Consider the following 17457-nt stretch of genomic DNA (forward strand, 5'->3'; position numbering starts at 1 on the left):
CTTTTTGACCCCATTTTTTAACCGATGATCAAACTATCAGGTTTGATGCGATCAACATTCGATATTTTGACCGAGAAGTAAATACAGCATGATGGAACAAACAATAAATGACTTTTTAATTATTTGGGCAACTGTTGACCCAATAGGCACTATGGCGCTTTTTGCTGGGTTAACCAGTAGCCTTACGCCAGCAGAGCGCCGTAAAACAGCATTCAAAACAATAATTTATTCCAGCTTGGTACTTTTGGGAGCAATTGTAGTTGGTCAAATCATCCTAACGGCAATGGGAATTAGTCTGTTGTCTTTTAAAGTGGCCGGCGGCATCATTTTATTTCTGTTTGGAATTAAAATGATTTTTGATGATAATTCAAGCCGTAAAGAAATGGATAAAGATCATGATATGGCCGTGTTCCCTTTGGCGATTCCAGCTACTGCCTCTCCAGGAGCAATTTTAGCAGTTATCCTATTAACCGATAATTATACTCATCCTATTGAAGAACAAATTACTACCGCTTTGGTGATGTTAAGTGTATTGCTTATCACCCTTGTATTGTTGCTGCTGTCTGGAAAAATCATACGCATTATCGGCTCTGGTGGAGCCTCTATTCTTACCCGCATTATGGGGATGATTTTAGCCGCACTTTCAGTTGAGTTTGTGATTGAAGCATTATCTATTGAGAAGTGGATTAGTAGTTTCTCTTAAGTAACTAAATAAAGATCAAAAAGGGAGCCTTATCAGCTCCCTTTTTATTTAAAACAACTTCACTGCTGCCCTTTGTTATTCAACAAATCCCTGATTAACATGCACTGTCAATGGATGATAACCAGGCTTAGCCTCTTCAAATGCGCGTTTGGCAAATGCTTTACCTTCTACAGTTTTAGCTAACTCTCGATACAAAGGTTTGACTAACTTATTGCGACCAATTCCGACCAAATAACTATAGAGTCTCTCATAGGCAGGTTTATATTCATTTTTCACTGCGATTAATAACCAGCTGTGAGCAATTTCATTGTTCTTACTCGCCGTTAATTGGAAGGTACTATCAAGTTCAACCAACTGCATATCCTTTAGCTTCTGTGGCATATTATTTAAAAAGTACAGCCATTGATGAACAGTCCAATCTTGAGTATTAATCTGTTTAGCGCTTAAACTTCCCTCTAACCAAGCATCACGTACTGTATCAACTTTACTAAATGCATCTGATTCTGGCATGGGTGCTCCATCTGGAATACCCGGTTCAAAAATCCATTGATGAATACGCTCTTTGTCTAAAACATCTGCGTAAGTAGTCAGTAACGTTTGATCCAAATAGCTCACAAATTGATCGGTTGTAATACTTTTGAACGCAAAATGATTAAAATATTCAAGTAGAAACTTATCGAAATTATCTCGCCCTACTTTTTGTTCGATTTCGCGAAGAAATAAAGCGCCCTTTTCGTAAGGAATATTTGAAAATACGTCATCGGGATTACGTCCTCGTAAATCAATCGCCAGAATTTCATCATTTTCAGGTAACGCAGCAATATCGGCTTGTAAGTCTTGGTATCCCAAAACCGCTTCCATATTGTAGCGGTCTGTTCCGTAGATCATTTCCATAATCCGATAGGTTAAATAAGTCGTAAAACCTTCGTTTAACCATAGATCCCGCCAAGTCGCATTCGTCACTGTATTGCCAGACCAACTGTGAGCAAGTTCATGAGCAATTAGAGACACTAGACTTTTGTCTCCAGCAATAACTGTCGGTGTTATAAAGGATAAACGCGGATTCTCCATTCCACCAAAAGGAAATGACGGCGGTAAAATCAATAAATCGTAACGATCCCAACTATAGGGCCCATAGGTCTTTTCAGTCGCTTCTAACATACTTTCGGTGTCTTCGAACTCACTCGCCGCGGCATCAAGGATTGATGGCTCGGCGTAAACACCTGTGCGCTCGCCCATGGCTTTGAAATGAAGGTCACCTATTGCCAATGCGATTAAATAAGACGGTATAGGTTGCGGCATATTAAATTCATAAACGCCGTCTCGGGGTGTAACAGGATCATTTGCAGCACTCATTACCGCGAGCAATTCTTTAGGCGTGCGAATAGTGGCTGTATAGGTCACTCTCACCTGTGGTGAGTCTTGTAATGGAATGAAACTACGAGCATGAACAGCCTGTGCTTGGGTAAATAGAAATGGATACTGTTTACCGGCAGTTTGTTCTGGTGTTAACCACTGAGCGCCTGACGCATCTTTTGAGGTGTGGTAACTTATGCTGACTTGATTACCTTGTTCGGGCAACGTAATGTGCAGCGCTGAGCCCAGATTTGGAACTTCTTTTTGAAGCTCAAAGGCAACCGGTGTATTTCCTGAAGTCACCTCCAAAATGGTTAATCCCCGAGTATCCAAAATCAGGGTTTTCCCTTGCTCATCAACTTTTTGATAAGTAAGCGTTGCCGTGCCTATCAATTGTTTTTTGTCAAAATCTGCGGTCAAATCTAAATCGATGTGTGAAACTTTCACAACATCCGGGTTAGCAAAAGAATGATAATCTTTAGCATGGTCTATTTGCGTTTGTTTTGATGTTTGCTGTGGTGTTTTCTGTGGTGTTTGTGGTGCTTTGATTTCAGCGGGTTGTTCAGGATTTGAACATGCCAGCAAAGTAGATATCCATAAAAATGCAAGATAACGAATACTTTTCATTTATTTTCCTAGTGAACTTTTTAGCTAATTGTGACATAAAACTAGTTAGAACCGAAAGCATAGCCGTTAATTTAAAGCTAGGTTAAGTGAAACATTAATTGTCGACAGGGGGTGTTATGGCTAAACAAAATGAACAAGATATTTCGACGTTTTTGGATGCGATGCAAGATGTTAAGCCCCTCCCTAAACAAGATACAGTAACCACCTTGAAAACCAAGCCAACCCTCGCACAAAGCTTAAAACGAGAGGCTTTGCAAAGAGAGTTAAATTTAGCGCAAAATCATTTAAGTACCGAGTACGTAGAACCTTTAGACCCCTACGATCACCTTATTTACAAAAAGTCGGGAGTTCAAGAAGGTGTATTTAAAAATTTACGTTTAGGCAAATACAAGATCGACGCGACCCTTAATATGCAGCAGTATAAATTTGAACAAGCTAGACAAGCACTGTTTGAAACAGTTCTGCAATCCCAACAAAAGGGTATTAGAACGTTATTAGTAAAACATGGAATAGGTTTGAATAGTCAGCCTTTCCCTGCATTTCTAAAAAGTTATGTGTACAAATGGTTACAGCAAATGCCGCAAGTTTTGGCCTTTCATACGGCGCAAAAACACCATGGCGGAGTTGCCTCTGTGTATGTTTTACTGAAAAAAAGTGAAACAGACAAAGCTTTAAATCGAGAGTTACATCGAAAGAAATAACAGGTTAACAAGCCGAGTTTGATGATGTTTTGCGAAGAGTGTATACAAGGTACAGTAGTAAAGCTAAGGTAGGCAAAGGCTACCTTAGCTGAGTAAGGTCACAATTAATCAGCCATTTTTTTGCAGATCAAATATGGTTTGCATAGGTTGCCATTTAGCGTTTTGCTGTTGGCTGTCCACTTTCTGAAAACGTTCCATCAGCCTTTCCCATTCTTGCACTTTGGGATTTTCGCTATCTAACTTGGCTTTAGCTTCAAAACTAAAGCCAGGCTTGACGTCTAACACCATCACCAATTGTGTATCTAGTCGAAATATTTGCATATTTTCAATGCCAGAAGCGCGGATACTCTCAAGTACCTCTGGCCACACTGCACCTGGTTGATGGTACTCTTCATATAAGCGAATTAATTCATCATCATCCTGTAATTCAAGACGAAGACAATAACGCTGATTATCCATAGGTCGGTTCCCCTTTCGCATAATGGCTATAAATGTTTTTTATCTTTTAAACTTTGTATACGTGATGTGCGCGATAACCAAATAGGCTAATCACCACAAAACATAGCAAAGGTAATAAAAAGGAGGTTTTTACTGACGGAATGTCACCAATAATAGGCGCTGCATCAATCATCGCTGCTTGCAAAGGAGGCATTAATGCACCGCCAACAATGGCCATAACTAAACCAGCAGAACCCAAACTGGCATCATCGCCTAAATCTTTTAGAGCAATACCGTAAATCGTGGGGAACATCAGTGACATACAAACTGAAATACCAATCAAGCACCATAACCCTAACATTCCGCCTAAAAATATCGTACCCAAAGACAATGTAATACCGCCTAATGCTAACAACATCAGCAGCGGACCAGGACGAATAAACCCTAATAAAAAAGTACATACAAAACGACTAATTAGAAACAGTGACATTGCCACAATGTTGTAACCTTGCGCCTCCGATGCAGTGAGGCCTACAGCGGTCATGCCATAGTGGATAATAAATGTCCAACACATGATTTGTGCCCCCACATAAAAGGCCTGTGCTATCACTCCCTCAATGTAACGACCATTAGTGAATAAGCGCCCAAAGGTTGCGCCTAATTCTTTTAGAGTTAATGGTTTATCATGGGAAATCGTGCGTGGTAATTTGCTAAATAGAAACACTAAAAACAAAATTCCTACCACCACAGCTATAGCGATGTAAGGGCCTCTTACGGTGATCAAATCAGCCGATTGCATTGCTTGATGGGCGACAGGTTGGTTTTGCGCAAATTCACTTAACGCGGCAGTCAATTTGCCGTCAACAACGCTAGGCAGCATCTCAGCATATTCAGGATGAACCGCACGCTCAGCGGCTCGAAACTCTTCCACCTGTAGTTTGTTTAAAATAACAGTAGAAGCTACAAACATGCCGGTTAAAGAACCAATTGGATTAAATGCTTGGGCTAAATTCAGTCGACGAGTAGCTGTTGCCGGATCACCCATAGACAAAATATAGGGATTTGCAGTGGTTTCTAACAACGCTAAACCACAAGTCAAAATACATAGTGCTGCAAGAAAGAAATTGAATTCTTGCTGGACACTGGCGGGAATAAATAATAGAGCGCCCACGGCGTAAAGCGCAAGCCCCAACAAAATACCTGATTTATAAGAATATTTACGAATAAATATCGCAGCCGGAACAGCCATGATGCCGTAGCCAAGGTAAAAGGCAAATTGCACCATACTACTTTGTGCATTGGTGATTAGAAAAATATCTTTAAAAGCTTTTACAAGCGGATTGGTTACGTCATTGGCAAAGCCCCATAATGGGAAAAGCATCGCTACAAGGATAAAAGGCACTAACATGCCTTCACCGATTATGCGCGGATGAGATGTGGATTTCTGTTTTGACGCCTGTTGTGCACTAACTGCTTCGACTTGCAATGTCATATTCTTTCCAACTTAATTAATTTAAATGACAGACAGTGATTGAGTTGCCTCTAAAATTCATCGACTCAGGTGATGCAAATTATTGGTTTTGCATCTAACCCAAGACAAATCTTTTTGTAAGCAAAAGCGAATTCACGCTTTTACAAAATCAATCAAAGATTCTCACAAAGCGATAACAAGGGCAAGAATTATTTTACATTTAAAACATAATTTCATATGCAAACTTAGTTTGCAGTTGTACTTTCGAATAAATTTATAATGACAAAAGCCAATTAGGTGCTTCGCAAATAGTTAGGAAGCATCAAATCCTAACGCGGTGGATATCTCAAGCGCTGCCTGTTTGATCAATTTATGGGCGTCGTCGATATTAGTTTGATGTGACCCATCCAGATACTCAAAGAAAGGGACAATTAACGCGGCTACTGCTTGATCTTGATAATCAAAAACTGGATAACCGATATCTTGAATCCCCTGTGCTTGCGCACTATGGATACATTCGTAACCTTGACTCAGAACTTTTCTAACCATTTTATCCAAATTAAAGTCAAGATCAGTAGAGTGATGTGCAGGAATACGACTTAACATTTGTTCGCGAGTATGTTGGTCTGCAAATGCCAACAACAAGTGTCCTGAACAGGTGTTCATTAAAGGTGCTTCAGCGCCCAAACGCACACTAAATACCCTTTCTGATGGTGAATCCTGCTGTACGACTACATGCCCTTTACCTTCATAATATATGACTAAATGGCAAGATTGCTCTATCGCGTAGGACAAGCGTTGTAACACCGGAGTCGCAACACTGGTCAAGCGTTTAACGGGCGGGAAGCGATGGGCTAAACCAAACATTTTTAAGGTTAGCATGTACCTGTCACTGCCCGGTTGAAGTGAAACATAACCACGTTGTTCCAACACCACTAACATCCTAAATAACTCACCGACTGATCTATTTAGCGTTTTGGTAATCTCACCAATGTTCATGCCTTCAGCTTGATTGGCTAGCAGCTCCAGAATATCTAACCCTTTCTCAAGTGCTGGGGCACTGTAAGTTTTGCGTTTAGAGTTTTCTGATTTGTCAGTCGCTTTTGTCATTTTTGTTCCCTGTTTAACCCTTGGTAATATTTGTTCTGCAGCATAATGCTTTACATTTTTTGTAAGAACAAGTCTGTTTTTTGCAAACGTTATTATTGCTTATTTAACTAACTAGACGTCAGACTCGTTAGATTAATAGCTACATTCCCTTTGATTATAAACTATCAATTTTGTTGAATAGAGTAGATTTCAAAACCAGTAGAGTCTGACCTTTTAAAACAAAATCAACTTTGAGTTAATTTGAAAATAGTTCACTGCTTACTGTGTATGTCTGATTTTCCTTATGATTTTCATCAGTGACCAACACCTGCAAATTAACAAACCAGTGACGGACATCCAAAGGAAGTGCATCAAAGGTTGCAATATATTGCCCGGGTATCGAACTAGGCGTCACTAAGTTAGTGTCAGCTTGAGTCCATGAGGCGTTACCTGTATGTCCTTGGTCTGCTGTATAGTGAATTGTCGCTTTAGCGACTTGATAATCTTTGTTATCTAAATTGATCGAAAATTCAGCTTGAGCTTTGCCAGAGTTGAGCTGTTTAACTGAAAGCGATTTAGCCCAGACTGTGCCTTGACGCACAATCTGTCTAGCAAAAAGATAGGATTCAGGCTGATCCCAACCAAGCTTGTGTCCATGCCTAATTCCCGGCTTGATACTCACTGAATAATCACCGCTTAGTTGCTGATATGTACTCGCCTGCGCATCGAGTGCAAAATGTTTGTCGTCACGCCATGTCAACCAAAGAGAAGGTTGACGATAATTGCTTATGCGATGTCCGGGCTCCCATGTATTTTGGTATGCAGAATTTCCCATTAAGGCTTGCTGATATTGATTCTGCATCCCATCAAGAAAACCGCAACCATATATGGGGATAGAAAAGTCGAAGCTACCGTCAAATCCCATGACGGTTGAAGTAATGACCCCGCCCCAAGATATTCCGGTCAGGCCAATATGTTGCTTATCAATATCCGCTTGTGCGGTCAAAAAGTGTTTAGCTCGAATTACCGCCGACACAGCATGAAACATCCATTGATCTTGCAGTGGTTTATCAAAATCAGCATAAATACCTTGTCTGGAGGGGCCCGAACTTTGATGTTTCTGCCACCTCAAGGTGTCGTTGACTTTTGCGCTTTTAAGGTCATCTACTGGAATGTCAGTTTGTCCTTCCACGGCAATGGAAATTGCCGCAAACCCAGCTTCATTCCACTTTTCAACCCATTCTTTAAATGCCGTGCCTCCGCCGCCATGAACTAAAACCATGGCAGGAATTTTACCCGTTGCGGTAAATAACGGAACTTTGGGTAGATTATAAAGAGCAAAAATCTGAGTCGGCTGAGTAACGCCACTTGCAGTGGTAATTGGCTCTCCTGCTATATATAGTTCGGTCATCCCATCTTCTCGACGTTCCGAAGATAGCACTTTCACCTCATTGTCAGCTGCTAACTGAGAAAAGTGCGCCTCTATTTGCTGCCTTGTTTTGAGCGGTTTAGATTTGACTGGCTTAGTTGTAACCTCCTCGGAAACGGGCAACGCACACCCGTTTAGCAGGCCGATAGATAAAATTATAATGGGTAAAAATGTAAATTTATTCATAGCTCAACAGATATCAAATTAATGCCATTTAATCGTGCTTTCTTTCGTTTCTATATTCACAGTTACCGAAGCATGTTCGAATTCCCGAGAATAAGTCCAGCCGATTTTTTTCCCATCGTTTAATGGCGCACCTAGCTTACGATCAAATTCTGGGTACCACTTAAGTGCACCATGGTGGGCTCGGTAACCCCAAGTGTAATTAAAGTATGAGTAGCGCTGAGCAACCACTAAAAAGCACGCCAGAGGGAAATCAATGGCTTTTTTAGCTAATTCATATAACTCTTCTTCTGACTTTTTCATCATCTGACGCTCAGTAAAGTTAAATCCAGGCCAAGCTTTAAAAATAACAATTTTGCCTGCATTTGCGGCTTCCATCATGCGCTCCATATCCAATTGGATCATTTCCTTTGAACGACTTTGGAATTGATCAAAGTGTTCGGTAATGACTCCGTTGGTATGGGGAAGGTAACGTAAACCACCATCTTCCCAGCCTTGGGGAATCGAACGGATGCCGTTATAGATAAGAAGCTTATCCGCTCCAAGTTTAGCAGTGGTTTGATCTAACAAGGTGATGACACCTGCTTCGATTGCCTTAAAACGTTCCTCCCCAAGGCGTTTCGCAGTTGCCTCGGGGCGAATTGAAATTTGTGGTAAAGCGTCAATAAACACGCCATCTAAGTCACCCTCTTCAATGGCATCGTTGGCAACATTTACCCACCAATTACGTACCTGTGGGTTAGATAAATCGTACTTTTTCAAATAATCGCGTTTAAGATCTAGTTCACCGTCTTTGTTTTTAATAGCACCGTCTTTAATTTTTGAAAAAGTCTCATGGGCATCGTATAAAGAATAATCAAGTAAACCATTCCAATAAAAAAGTACTTTCATATTAGGGTTGAGCTGTTTTAGTGCTTTCGCTCCAGCAATAATACCTTTTTCGGAACTACCATATTTCTTTATTGCATGGCCTTTTTCTAGTGTGACAAAGTCGTAATGACTAGCAATAAACTGGTTTTCTTGGTGACTGAGTTCGCCATTAGTGCGTCCAAAATGAGCATAAACAGGAACCCTGTCCCAATTAAATTCGGGATAAGCGCTATTAACCTGCGACGGTGGACTCTTGTCCGATAAATTAGCAGCAATTCCTTCAGGAGCCAGGCTAGTTAACAATGTTGCTGTCAACACAAGGCCGATTAAAGTTGATATTTTAGTGTTCATTTGTGACCTATATTTAGAAACCAATGCGCATAACTCGTTTGCTATGAATACCTGATGAAGTGGTATACAAATATGCTAGGTAGATAACATTTATTAAACGACTATTAACAGTAGCCGCTCTGACAAACCTACTTATTGGCTAGTCTGTTATACAAAAAATTAACATACACGATATATTTCATATACTCAATTTAATTTCATATTTGAAAATTAATTAAGTATATAAAATCCATGAGCAAACTAATGATTTAAAAATGGAGAAATAAAACAAATAATTGACAAAAAAATAACATTAGAATATATTTTAAATACAATTTATTGTTTTATATTTAAAATATAGCGACGTTTTAGAATCTAAATAGAATTTATCTGAGAGAGTCAATCCTTTCCATTGGGCATAGCAGATACTTTTAGCTTTCAATGATAATAAGAATGACAACCCAAACCTGCCTGAACATCACTAATATGCAAGAGGTAATTACAATGCGTCTAAACACTGTCCAGCTATTAAAGTGTTTATCTTTTGTGTCACTACTTACAGTTAATACATCGGCGTATGCCCTATCCTCGCAACCAGATGGATTGCAAACGGTGGATACTGCAAACAAACAACCAAATATTATTTTCATTTTTACCGATGACCAACGCTTTAATTCACTGACCATGACTGGCGATCCTCTATCGCCAACCGAACATATTGACCAATTGGCTAAAGAAGGGGTTTTCTTCGATAACGCCTTCATTACCAGCCCTATTTGTGGACCAAGCAGAGCAAACATGTTCACTGGTCAATGGGAACGTAAAAACAAAATTGGTTTTCACACTCGATCTCATAACGTTATTACAAAAGAGGTTTTTGATAACAGTTGGTTAATGCAGCTTAAAAAGCAAGGTTACTCCACTGCTTTTATTGGCAAGCATCATACGAAAATAGCAGATAAAAACGACACGCCTTTACGTGAAAATATCGATTTTGCATACTTTGGGAATGGCCATTTGGGCTTTCACTTCAAACCTAAGTTTAAAGCCTTCTCAAACTTAAAAAACAAAACACAAGTTGAAGGCTTAATGGAGGCCACTAAAGCTTATTTATCTCAAAACAAAGACTTTGACTACTTTTATGAAAATGCCCATCCTTCAATTAAAAATAGCATTCAACCTAGGGATCCTAAAAAGCCTTTTGCCGCATGGATTAACTTTAATCTACCCCATGCATCCAGCATCGGCACCATGGGTAGCCTAGAGAGTGATCCATTAATTTATAAAACCCTATTTCAAGATAAAATCGATGAAATAGAGCTACCTGCTGGCTATCCTGTGCCTATTAGTTTGCCGAAAGAGGTATATGGTACCCGTGACTTAATGAAATATTATGTCACTAGTAATAAGAAAAAATTGTTAAACGACAAATTAAAAATGGCGCGTGCGGTATATGCCATGGACCTATTTGTCGGTGAACTGCGTCAACAGTTAAAGAGAATGGGTGAAGATCAAAATACCATCATCGTTTTTGCTTCAGATAATGGCTTGTTACTTGGCGAGCATGGGCTAGGTGGAAAAACCATTTTGTATGACGAGTCTGTGCACGTTCCTCTTATTATCTACTCTCCGTTTTTTGACACTAATACTCAAGGTAAGCACATCGATGAATTAGTCGTTGGGCAAGATATCGTGGCAACGCTTTTAGATATGGCTGGTGCAAATGTCCCTTCTTCTTATCAAGGTGAAAGTCTAGTTCCATTGATAGAAGGAACAAAAACAGAATCGCCATGGAGACAAGATGTTTTTCTTGAAAACTTGTTTACCGACCAAGGCTACCCACGACAAGAGGGTGTGCGTGATAAGAAATTTAAATACATTCGCTCGTTTAGTAAAAAACAAGACAGAATGAAATATTTACCGGCGCGGTCTTTTACTACCAATGAAGAACCCATTTATGAAGAGTTGTTTGATATCGTTTCGGATCCTAACGAACTAACTAACCTTGCTAATGATCCTAAATATGCAAAAGAGCTTGAATACTATCGAGATCGAGCTCAAACATTGGTAAAAGAACTTTACTAAGAATGCATATACACCTTCACCAGTATTTAGTCGGCCAATAAGAAGTTGAAATGTTAATTATCAATAGGATATTTCGTTGTATTTTGCTCAGTAGCATAATTTTAGGGTGCGTTGGTTGCAGTGTTTCGGGTAAACAAGAGCGTAATTATCCGCAACAAAATTGGGTTGTGCTCCACATTAATTCAACTAAAAATCTTGATGATTTATCCTTCCTTGCTAAGCACAAAGGTAAATTTGTACTGCAATTAGTAAGCAATGATATTGTAGAAGCGGCTGTCAGCAATATAGAGGTTAACGGCCAAAAACTGCACGAAAAGTTGCAGCTAAAATACACCATAGAATCTGGCTATGTTTATGAGTTTAGCGATCCAATAACCTTGCAGGCTCAAACCCACTACACACTATCACTATCCACTTCAATTAACGTCAAACAAATTAGAATTGTTCCCCACCGCTCCAACCCAATAGGTACCGGAAAGTACTACAATCAATGGCTGAATATGCACCAGTCACCGGAAAAACAACAGGCATTGCGTTGGTTTAAAGAAGCGCGCTTTGGCATGTTTATTCATTGGGGGTTGTATTCACAAGCCGGTGGCATTTGGAAAGGCACGCAGATAGAAGACTCTCCCTATCCAGGTCCTCGTGTTGCAGAGTGGCTAATGTCGCCCTTCAGAATACCTCGCGCAGAATATCAACAGCTGGCGAGTACTTTTAACCCTGACAAATCCTTTGCGCAAAATTTTGCACAACTGGCCAAGAAAGCTGGCATGAAATACCTCGTTATTACCTCTAAGCATCACGATGGCTTTGCCCTTTACGACTCAGCAGTGTCCGATTACGATATTGTTGATGCAACGCCCTATCAAGGCGATCTAATCAAAGAGCTGTATCAGGCATGCTTAGCTGAAGGAATAGAGTTTGGTGTTTACTATTCCCATGGCAACGATTGGTTTGACGGGACAGATGGCAACTACGCAAACGTTAAAAAACAAAACGACAAATTAGGAATTTATACCCATGCACAAGGTAAGAACCTATGGGATCCTAGTTCGAATACCCATGCAGAGTACTTAAGCAACAAAGCTTACCCGCAAATTAAAGAATTACTCACCTTATTGCCTAAACTACGGTTAATTTGGTTTGATGGCGATGGTTTCATTACCGAAAAGCAAGCTTTTGAGTTTTACAAATTAGTCTACGATAACAATCCCAATGTGTTAGTGAGTCGTCGTGTTGGTTATCAATTTGGTGACTACCTTGATGCTGGCGATAATGTCATTCCCTCCGCATCCGAAAAGATGGAAAAACAGTGGGAAACGGTTGGCACCACCAACAACTCTTGGGGCTTTAAAGCTTATGACGACGATTGGAAAAGCACCAAAGAATTGCTTTATTATTTTATCGATATTCTATCCAAAGGCGGTAATTATTTGCTCAATATTGGGCCAGATGGAGAGGGCAAAATTCCCCAGCAAAGTGCCCAACGTCTAACGGAGATGGGTCAGTGGATAGGAACCAATAGCGATGCCATATTTGGCACAACACGCTGGGACATCAGTTATGAAGGCGCTAACGAAACCTTATTATCGGGAACCGGTCATCGCGCAAAATCAGGCTTTAACCGTCAATTCACCCATAAAGACTTTTGGTTTACGGCAAAACAAAACAAAGTATATGCAATGTCGTTAATGCCGCCGCAGGACAGCATAGAAATACTTTCTTTGGGCAAAGGCAGCGGACATATAGACGCGGTTAGATTACTCGGCAGTACTCAAAAACTATCTTGGAAACAAACTGATCACGCCCTTGTTATCGATGCCCGTGATTGGCAAAAGGCTGAAAATGGATTTGCTGTAGAGATCATTTTCAAATAACCCTAATTGGCCTACACATCGACAAGATGTGTTTAATTAACGCCTTTGTTTTTAGACAGAAAACATAGATCAACAATTGAGCTGATAACAAATGAAAAAGCGTTATCTCGTAGTGACATATACGAACGTAAGGAGCTTTCATTTTGAAAAAATTTAATTTCTTCAATATTTCATTTTTGATATTATTTTTTTCGCAATCAACAGCTTTATTGGCAGTTACTGCTACCCCATCAACTAAAACAGACCTTCCTCCTAATATTGTGTTTTTAATGACGGACGATCAGCGTTGGGACACTATAGGTAGCTATGGTAGTAAAGATGCAATTACTCCCAATATTGATAAGCTTGCCGCTCAAGGAGTTAGTTTTGACAATGCCTATCATGCTGTAGCTATTTGCATGCCAAGTAGAACGACGATTTTCACCGGACGTTATTTTTCAGATCATCGTGTAGGTTTCACCTACCCTTATAATCGCACATTACCTGCAACAGAGTTTGCCCAAAGCTATCCAGCGCTGATGAAAGCAGCAGGCTATCGCACAGGGTTTGTTGGTAAGTTTGGCGTTAGCTTAGAAGCATTACCCGAAACCGTTGCCGACCACTTTGACTTTTATGCAGGTATTTCAACAACAAGTAAAAAAGGCCCTCACTTTCCTAAAAGTGATAAAAAGCTAGCTCATATCTATCGTAAGGATCGTAACCCTAAAGAGCGAACGTTGATTAAAGGGGATGCAATGATCCGGTTTTTAGAAACGCAGCCGAAGGGTCAATCTTTTAGCCTTTCAGTCAGTTTCGATGCGGTCAAGAATGACCGTGATACTGACATGTATGGTCCACATGTTGAACTGTTTAAAGACAAGAAAATGCAGGTACCTGCTAATTGGGTAGAAGGCAAAAATGACCAGTTGCCTAAAGTATTGGATTATAGCCGCAGCACCTACCTTCACATGCAACGGACATCCACGCCTGAACTTTACCAAACACTTGCTTGACGCTTTGCAGTGCAGAGTTATAGTGTAGATGAGCAAGTTCGTCGTTTAGTCGCTAAATTAGAAGAGCTTGACCTACTAGATAACACAATCATCATTTACACCAGTGACAACGGACGTTACCACGGTTCACGTGGGCTTTACGACAAAGCGATTCAATACGATGAAGCCATTAAACAACCACTGATTGTATTTGATGGAAGAGCCTCTAAAGAAAACCATGGTCGTAGGATTGATGCCATGGTTTCGTCTGCAGATATTGCCCCCACGATTTTGTCTTTGGCAGGTTTAGACATACCGCCGGTAATGAAAGGTCATGACTTAAGTCCACTCATGGAGGGTAAGCAAGACATGACAAAATGGCGGGAAGGCGTTTTGACAGAGAACTTTTTTATTCAGGAGCTGTTAAGAACCAAAGGAAAGCAGGTTGAAGCCAAGAATAATGAAGTTATAAAAAATAATCGCTCTTATCGTAGCCGTGGGATACGAACAAAACAGTATCAGTATTTTGAGTATTTCGAACATTCGCCAGTAATTGAGGAGCTTTACGAGCTAGCAAATGACCCTGATGAGCAAAACAACCTCGTATCTGATCCAAATTACAAATCGACTTTAGCAGAAATGCGGAAAAAGACGGCACAACTTTATGCACAAGCTCTTCAGTAATGCAGCGAGTAGACACCAATTGCAAAATATATTGATAGGAACGTTTAATGCCTACTAAATACTTGATAAACCCCTTTAACACTCACAAAAGCGCAGTTTATAAATCTGCTATAGCACCAATAATACTATGTATTTTTAGTTGCATGTCTAGTGTCCACGCTGCTGAGATCTATGTCGCACCAACAGGAACGGATAACAACAGCGGGCGACAAGGGAAACCGCTTGCGTCAGTAGCTAAAGCCAAACAACTCGCTCAGTCTTTTGCAGGAAAAGAAGCGGTAACAGTACATGTTGCTGATGGCGTTTATTATTTGCCCGAGACATTGATTTTTGAACCGGCGGACTCTGGTAGTGAGCGATATCCCATTATTTACAAAGCAGAGCATGAAGGGCTAGCGGTGTTAAGTGGTGGTACAAAATTGAAGCTTACTTGGTCTGCTTATAAAAATGGTATTTTCCAAACCGATACACCTGTAGGTTTACACATTGATCAACTTTTTATTGATGGTCAAAATCAGCGTATGGCACGATACCCCAATTATGATTCGAGCAAAAAAACAGCAGCCTATCAAGGGTATGCGGCCGATGCTTTTTCTGCAGAACGAGCGGCAAACTGGGGCGATCCTAGGGGTGGTTATATTCATGCAATGCATCGTTCACAATGGGGCGGATACCATTATCAAATCACTGGCAAGAAAAGCAATAACGAAATAACTTATGAAGGTGGTTGGCAAAATAACCGTCAACTGGGCATGCATAAAGACTTTCGAATGGTTGAAAATATATTCGAAGAACTTGATGCACCAGGCGAATGGTTTCATGACGCCCCAAAAAATAAACTTTATTTTAAACCAGCCAAAGGGATAAATCTAAATACAGCTAAGGTAGAAGTGGTACGCCTGGGTCATCTTGTAGAGTTTAAGGGCACTGAATTAAACCCAGTAAAACACATTACCCTACAAGGTTTTGTTGTACGTCATGCATCTCGCACTTTCATGAAAACTAAGGAGCCTTTGCTACGTTCAGATTGGACAATCTATCGCGGAGGCGCATTCCTTCTTACGGGCACTGAAAACATTCATATTTTAGATACCGAATTCGATCAGGTCGGTGGCAATGCTATTTTCGTCAACAACTATAATCGTAACGTATTGATTAAAGGGTGTCATATTCATGATACGGGTGCCAGTGGTGTAGCCTTTGTTGGTGATCCTGATGCCGTGCGTAATCCTTTATTTGAATATAAGCAAACAAATGACTTGTCTAAAATTGACCGGACTCCAGGGCCAAAAACGAATAACTATCCAGCTAATTCAACTGTGGAAGATTGTCTTATCCACAAAATAGGCAGTGTAGAACGTCAGCCTGCTGGTGTGCAGATTTCTATGGCAAAAGGTATCACGGTTCGCGATGTTTCAATTTACGATACAGCTAGAGCGGGAATTAATATTGGTGACGGTACGTGGGGTGGCCATTTAATTGAGCGCGTTGATGTGTTTGACACCGTGCTAGAAACACATGACCACGGCTCGTTCAATTCTTGGGGACGAGATCGTTACTGGCGAAGTGACCAAGCCACATCACAACAAGCGATTGATGAGGCTCCCGACTTACCATTTTTGGATGCAGTCGAAACGACCACCATCCGTAATAGTCGCTGGCGCAGTGATCACGGCTGGGATATTGACTTAGATGACGGCTCTACTAATTACGATATTTATAATAACCTGATGTTAGCTGGAGGGTTAAAATTGCGTGAAGGTTTTCGCCGCCACGCCTGGAATAACATTGCAGTTCACAGTGGTTTGCACCCACATGTTTGGTATAAGGAAAGTGGTGATAAAGTTTATAACAACATTTTCATGTCTCGGCACAAGCCTGCTCGAATGACTCATCCCTTTGTTGATCAAGTTATGGTAGATAAAAACTTCTATGGCGAAAGCAAAGAAAAAGTAATGTCGGTTTCCGACAACCTAAGTTGGGATAAAAACTCAGCCTTTGGCGATCCGATGTTTGTCGACCCGAAAAACGGAGACTTCCGTGTGAAGCCTAACTCCCCTGCGTTGAAGATCGGTTTTAAGAATTTTCCGATGGATCAATTTGGTGTCAAAAAAGCATCTTTACGTGCTATCGCTCGAACCCCGAACCTTAGCGCTCCGGTAAAAACCAAACGTAAAGCACAACCATCGTTTACAGGTACTTGGATGGGGGCCAGTTTAGTAAACCTTTCCGGTAATGACTTTTCTGCTTTTGGCGTCAGTAAACAAGCAGGTGGAGTTGTGATAAAAACAGTACCAAAAGATAGCAAAGCTTCTAAGGCGGGGTTATTAGCAGGCGATGTTATTCAGAATGTTAATGGCCAATCAGTTTCTAAGTTACGTCAATTAAATCAAACCTTGAAACGTACGCCTGCGGATCTACTCAACCTTAAATTGGTGCGCAATCAGGAAGTCATCGAATTGATGCTCCAAATGGATAAAGATCTGCAGTTGAAAAGTGTATCAAGCCTAAAAAGAAGCACCTTCAATAAATGAAATTAACTCTTGTCATACCTATCATATGGTCTGTTCTATTTACCAACGTGGCACAGGTGCAACTTAAAATCTATTATGACCGAGTATCAAGGAAATGTTGGCGACTTAT

At 40.5% G+C, this 17457-nt stretch carries 13 protein-coding genes; 7 read left to right on the forward strand and 6 right to left on the reverse strand.

Annotation, left to right across the window (positions count from 1 at the left end):
• Window positions 1-88: 88 nt before the first annotated feature.
• Complete coding sequence (locus VUI23_RS13920) at window positions 89-703, forward strand: MarC family protein (protein WP_216048224.1); 615 nt, start codon at window positions 89-91, stop codon at window positions 701-703.
• Between the two features lie 75 nt (window positions 704-778).
• Here the strand turns inward: VUI23_RS13920 and VUI23_RS13925 are convergent, their stop codons facing one another.
• Window positions 779-2686, reverse strand: a complete 1908-nt coding sequence (locus VUI23_RS13925) for a M1 family metallopeptidase (protein ID WP_342804713.1) — start codon at window positions 2684-2686, stop codon at window positions 779-781.
• Window positions 2687-2802: 116 nt separating this feature from the next.
• On the opposite strand from VUI23_RS13925, the gene smrA reads away from it, so the two are divergent.
• Window positions 2803-3387: a DNA endonuclease SmrA gene (gene smrA / locus VUI23_RS13930; RefSeq protein ID WP_342804714.1), complete on the forward strand. Its 585-nt coding sequence runs from the start codon at window positions 2803-2805 to the stop codon at window positions 3385-3387.
• Window positions 3388-3495: 108 nt separating this feature from the next.
• Here smrA and VUI23_RS13935 read toward each other — a convergent pair whose 3' ends face one another.
• From VUI23_RS13935 to VUI23_RS13955, 5 genes are all read right to left on the reverse strand, one after another.
• Window positions 3496-3846 (reverse strand): L-rhamnose mutarotase, encoded by a 351-nt coding sequence (locus tag VUI23_RS13935; RefSeq protein WP_342804715.1) that lies wholly within the window; start codon window positions 3844-3846, stop codon window positions 3496-3498.
• 46 nt (window positions 3847-3892) lie between these two features.
• Window positions 3893-5311, reverse strand: a complete 1419-nt coding sequence (gene fucP, locus VUI23_RS13940) for an L-fucose:H+ symporter permease (protein WP_216048575.1) — start codon at window positions 5309-5311, stop codon at window positions 3893-3895.
• Between the two features lie 297 nt (window positions 5312-5608).
• Complete coding sequence (locus tag VUI23_RS13945) at window positions 5609-6406, reverse strand: IclR family transcriptional regulator (RefSeq protein ID WP_216048220.1); 798 nt, start codon at window positions 6404-6406, stop codon at window positions 5609-5611.
• Between the two features lie 235 nt (window positions 6407-6641).
• Window positions 6642-8000, reverse strand: coding sequence for a hypothetical protein (locus tag VUI23_RS13950; protein WP_342804716.1), 1359 nt, complete (start codon window positions 7998-8000; stop codon window positions 6642-6644).
• Window positions 8001-8018: 18 nt separating this feature from the next.
• Window positions 8019-9218: a putative glycoside hydrolase gene (locus VUI23_RS13955; protein ID WP_342804717.1), complete on the reverse strand. Its 1200-nt coding sequence runs from the start codon at window positions 9216-9218 to the stop codon at window positions 8019-8021.
• 525 nt (window positions 9219-9743) lie between these two features.
• Here VUI23_RS13955 and VUI23_RS13960 point away from each other — a divergent pair.
• The 5 genes from VUI23_RS13960 to VUI23_RS13980 all read left to right on the forward strand — a co-directional run bounded on the left by VUI23_RS13960 (window position 9744) and on the right by VUI23_RS13980 (window position 17348).
• Window positions 9744-11282, forward strand: a complete 1539-nt coding sequence (locus VUI23_RS13960; RefSeq protein ID WP_342804718.1) for a sulfatase-like hydrolase/transferase — start codon at window positions 9744-9746, stop codon at window positions 11280-11282.
• Between the two features lie 50 nt (window positions 11283-11332).
• Window positions 11333-13159 (forward strand): alpha-L-fucosidase, encoded by a 1827-nt coding sequence (locus VUI23_RS13965; RefSeq protein WP_342804719.1) that lies wholly within the window; start codon window positions 11333-11335, stop codon window positions 13157-13159.
• A gap of 143 nt (window positions 13160-13302) precedes the next feature.
• Window positions 13303-14151: a sulfatase-like hydrolase/transferase gene (locus VUI23_RS13970; RefSeq protein ID WP_342804720.1), complete on the forward strand. Its 849-nt coding sequence runs from the start codon at window positions 13303-13305 to the stop codon at window positions 14149-14151.
• A gap of 9 nt (window positions 14152-14160) precedes the next feature.
• Window positions 14161-14814, forward strand: coding sequence for a sulfatase/phosphatase domain-containing protein (locus VUI23_RS13975; protein WP_342804721.1), 654 nt, complete (start codon window positions 14161-14163; stop codon window positions 14812-14814).
• 143 nt (window positions 14815-14957) lie between these two features.
• On the forward strand, window positions 14958-17348 hold the full coding sequence (locus VUI23_RS13980) for a PDZ domain-containing protein (protein WP_342804722.1): 2391 nt from the start codon (window positions 14958-14960) through the stop codon (window positions 17346-17348).
• Window positions 17349-17457: the final 109 nt, after the last annotated feature.

The organism is Alteromonas sp. M12, assembly GCF_037478005.1.
GTDB lineage: Bacteria > Pseudomonadota > Gammaproteobacteria > Enterobacterales > Alteromonadaceae > Aliiglaciecola > Aliiglaciecola lipolytica_A.

Excerpts from the sequence above, each read along its gene's own strand:
- VUI23_RS13950 (WP_342804716.1), bottom strand. The coding sequence starts at position 8,000 with ATGAATAAATTTACATTTTTACCCATTATAATTTTATCTATCGGCCTG.
- VUI23_RS13965 (WP_342804719.1), top strand. The coding sequence starts at position 11,333 with ATGTTAATTATCAATAGGATATTTCGTTGTATTTTGCTCAGTAGCATA.
- VUI23_RS13955 (WP_342804717.1), bottom strand. The coding sequence starts at position 9,218 with ATGAACACTAAAATATCAACTTTAATCGGCCTTGTGTTGACAGCAACA.
- smrA (WP_342804714.1), top strand. The coding sequence starts at position 2,803 with ATGGCTAAACAAAATGAACAAGATATTTCGACGTTTTTGGATGCGATG.
- VUI23_RS13980 (WP_342804722.1), top strand. The coding sequence starts at position 14,958 with ATGTCTAGTGTCCACGCTGCTGAGATCTATGTCGCACCAACAGGAACG.
- VUI23_RS13935 (WP_342804715.1), bottom strand. The coding sequence starts at position 3,846 with ATGGATAATCAGCGTTATTGTCTTCGTCTTGAATTACAGGATGATGAT.
- VUI23_RS13920 (WP_216048224.1), top strand. The coding sequence starts at position 89 with ATGATGGAACAAACAATAAATGACTTTTTAATTATTTGGGCAACTGTT.
- VUI23_RS13925 (WP_342804713.1), bottom strand. The coding sequence starts at position 2,686 with ATGAAAAGTATTCGTTATCTTGCATTTTTATGGATATCTACTTTGCTG.
- VUI23_RS13945 (WP_216048220.1), bottom strand. The coding sequence starts at position 6,406 with ATGACAAAAGCGACTGACAAATCAGAAAACTCTAAACGCAAAACTTAC.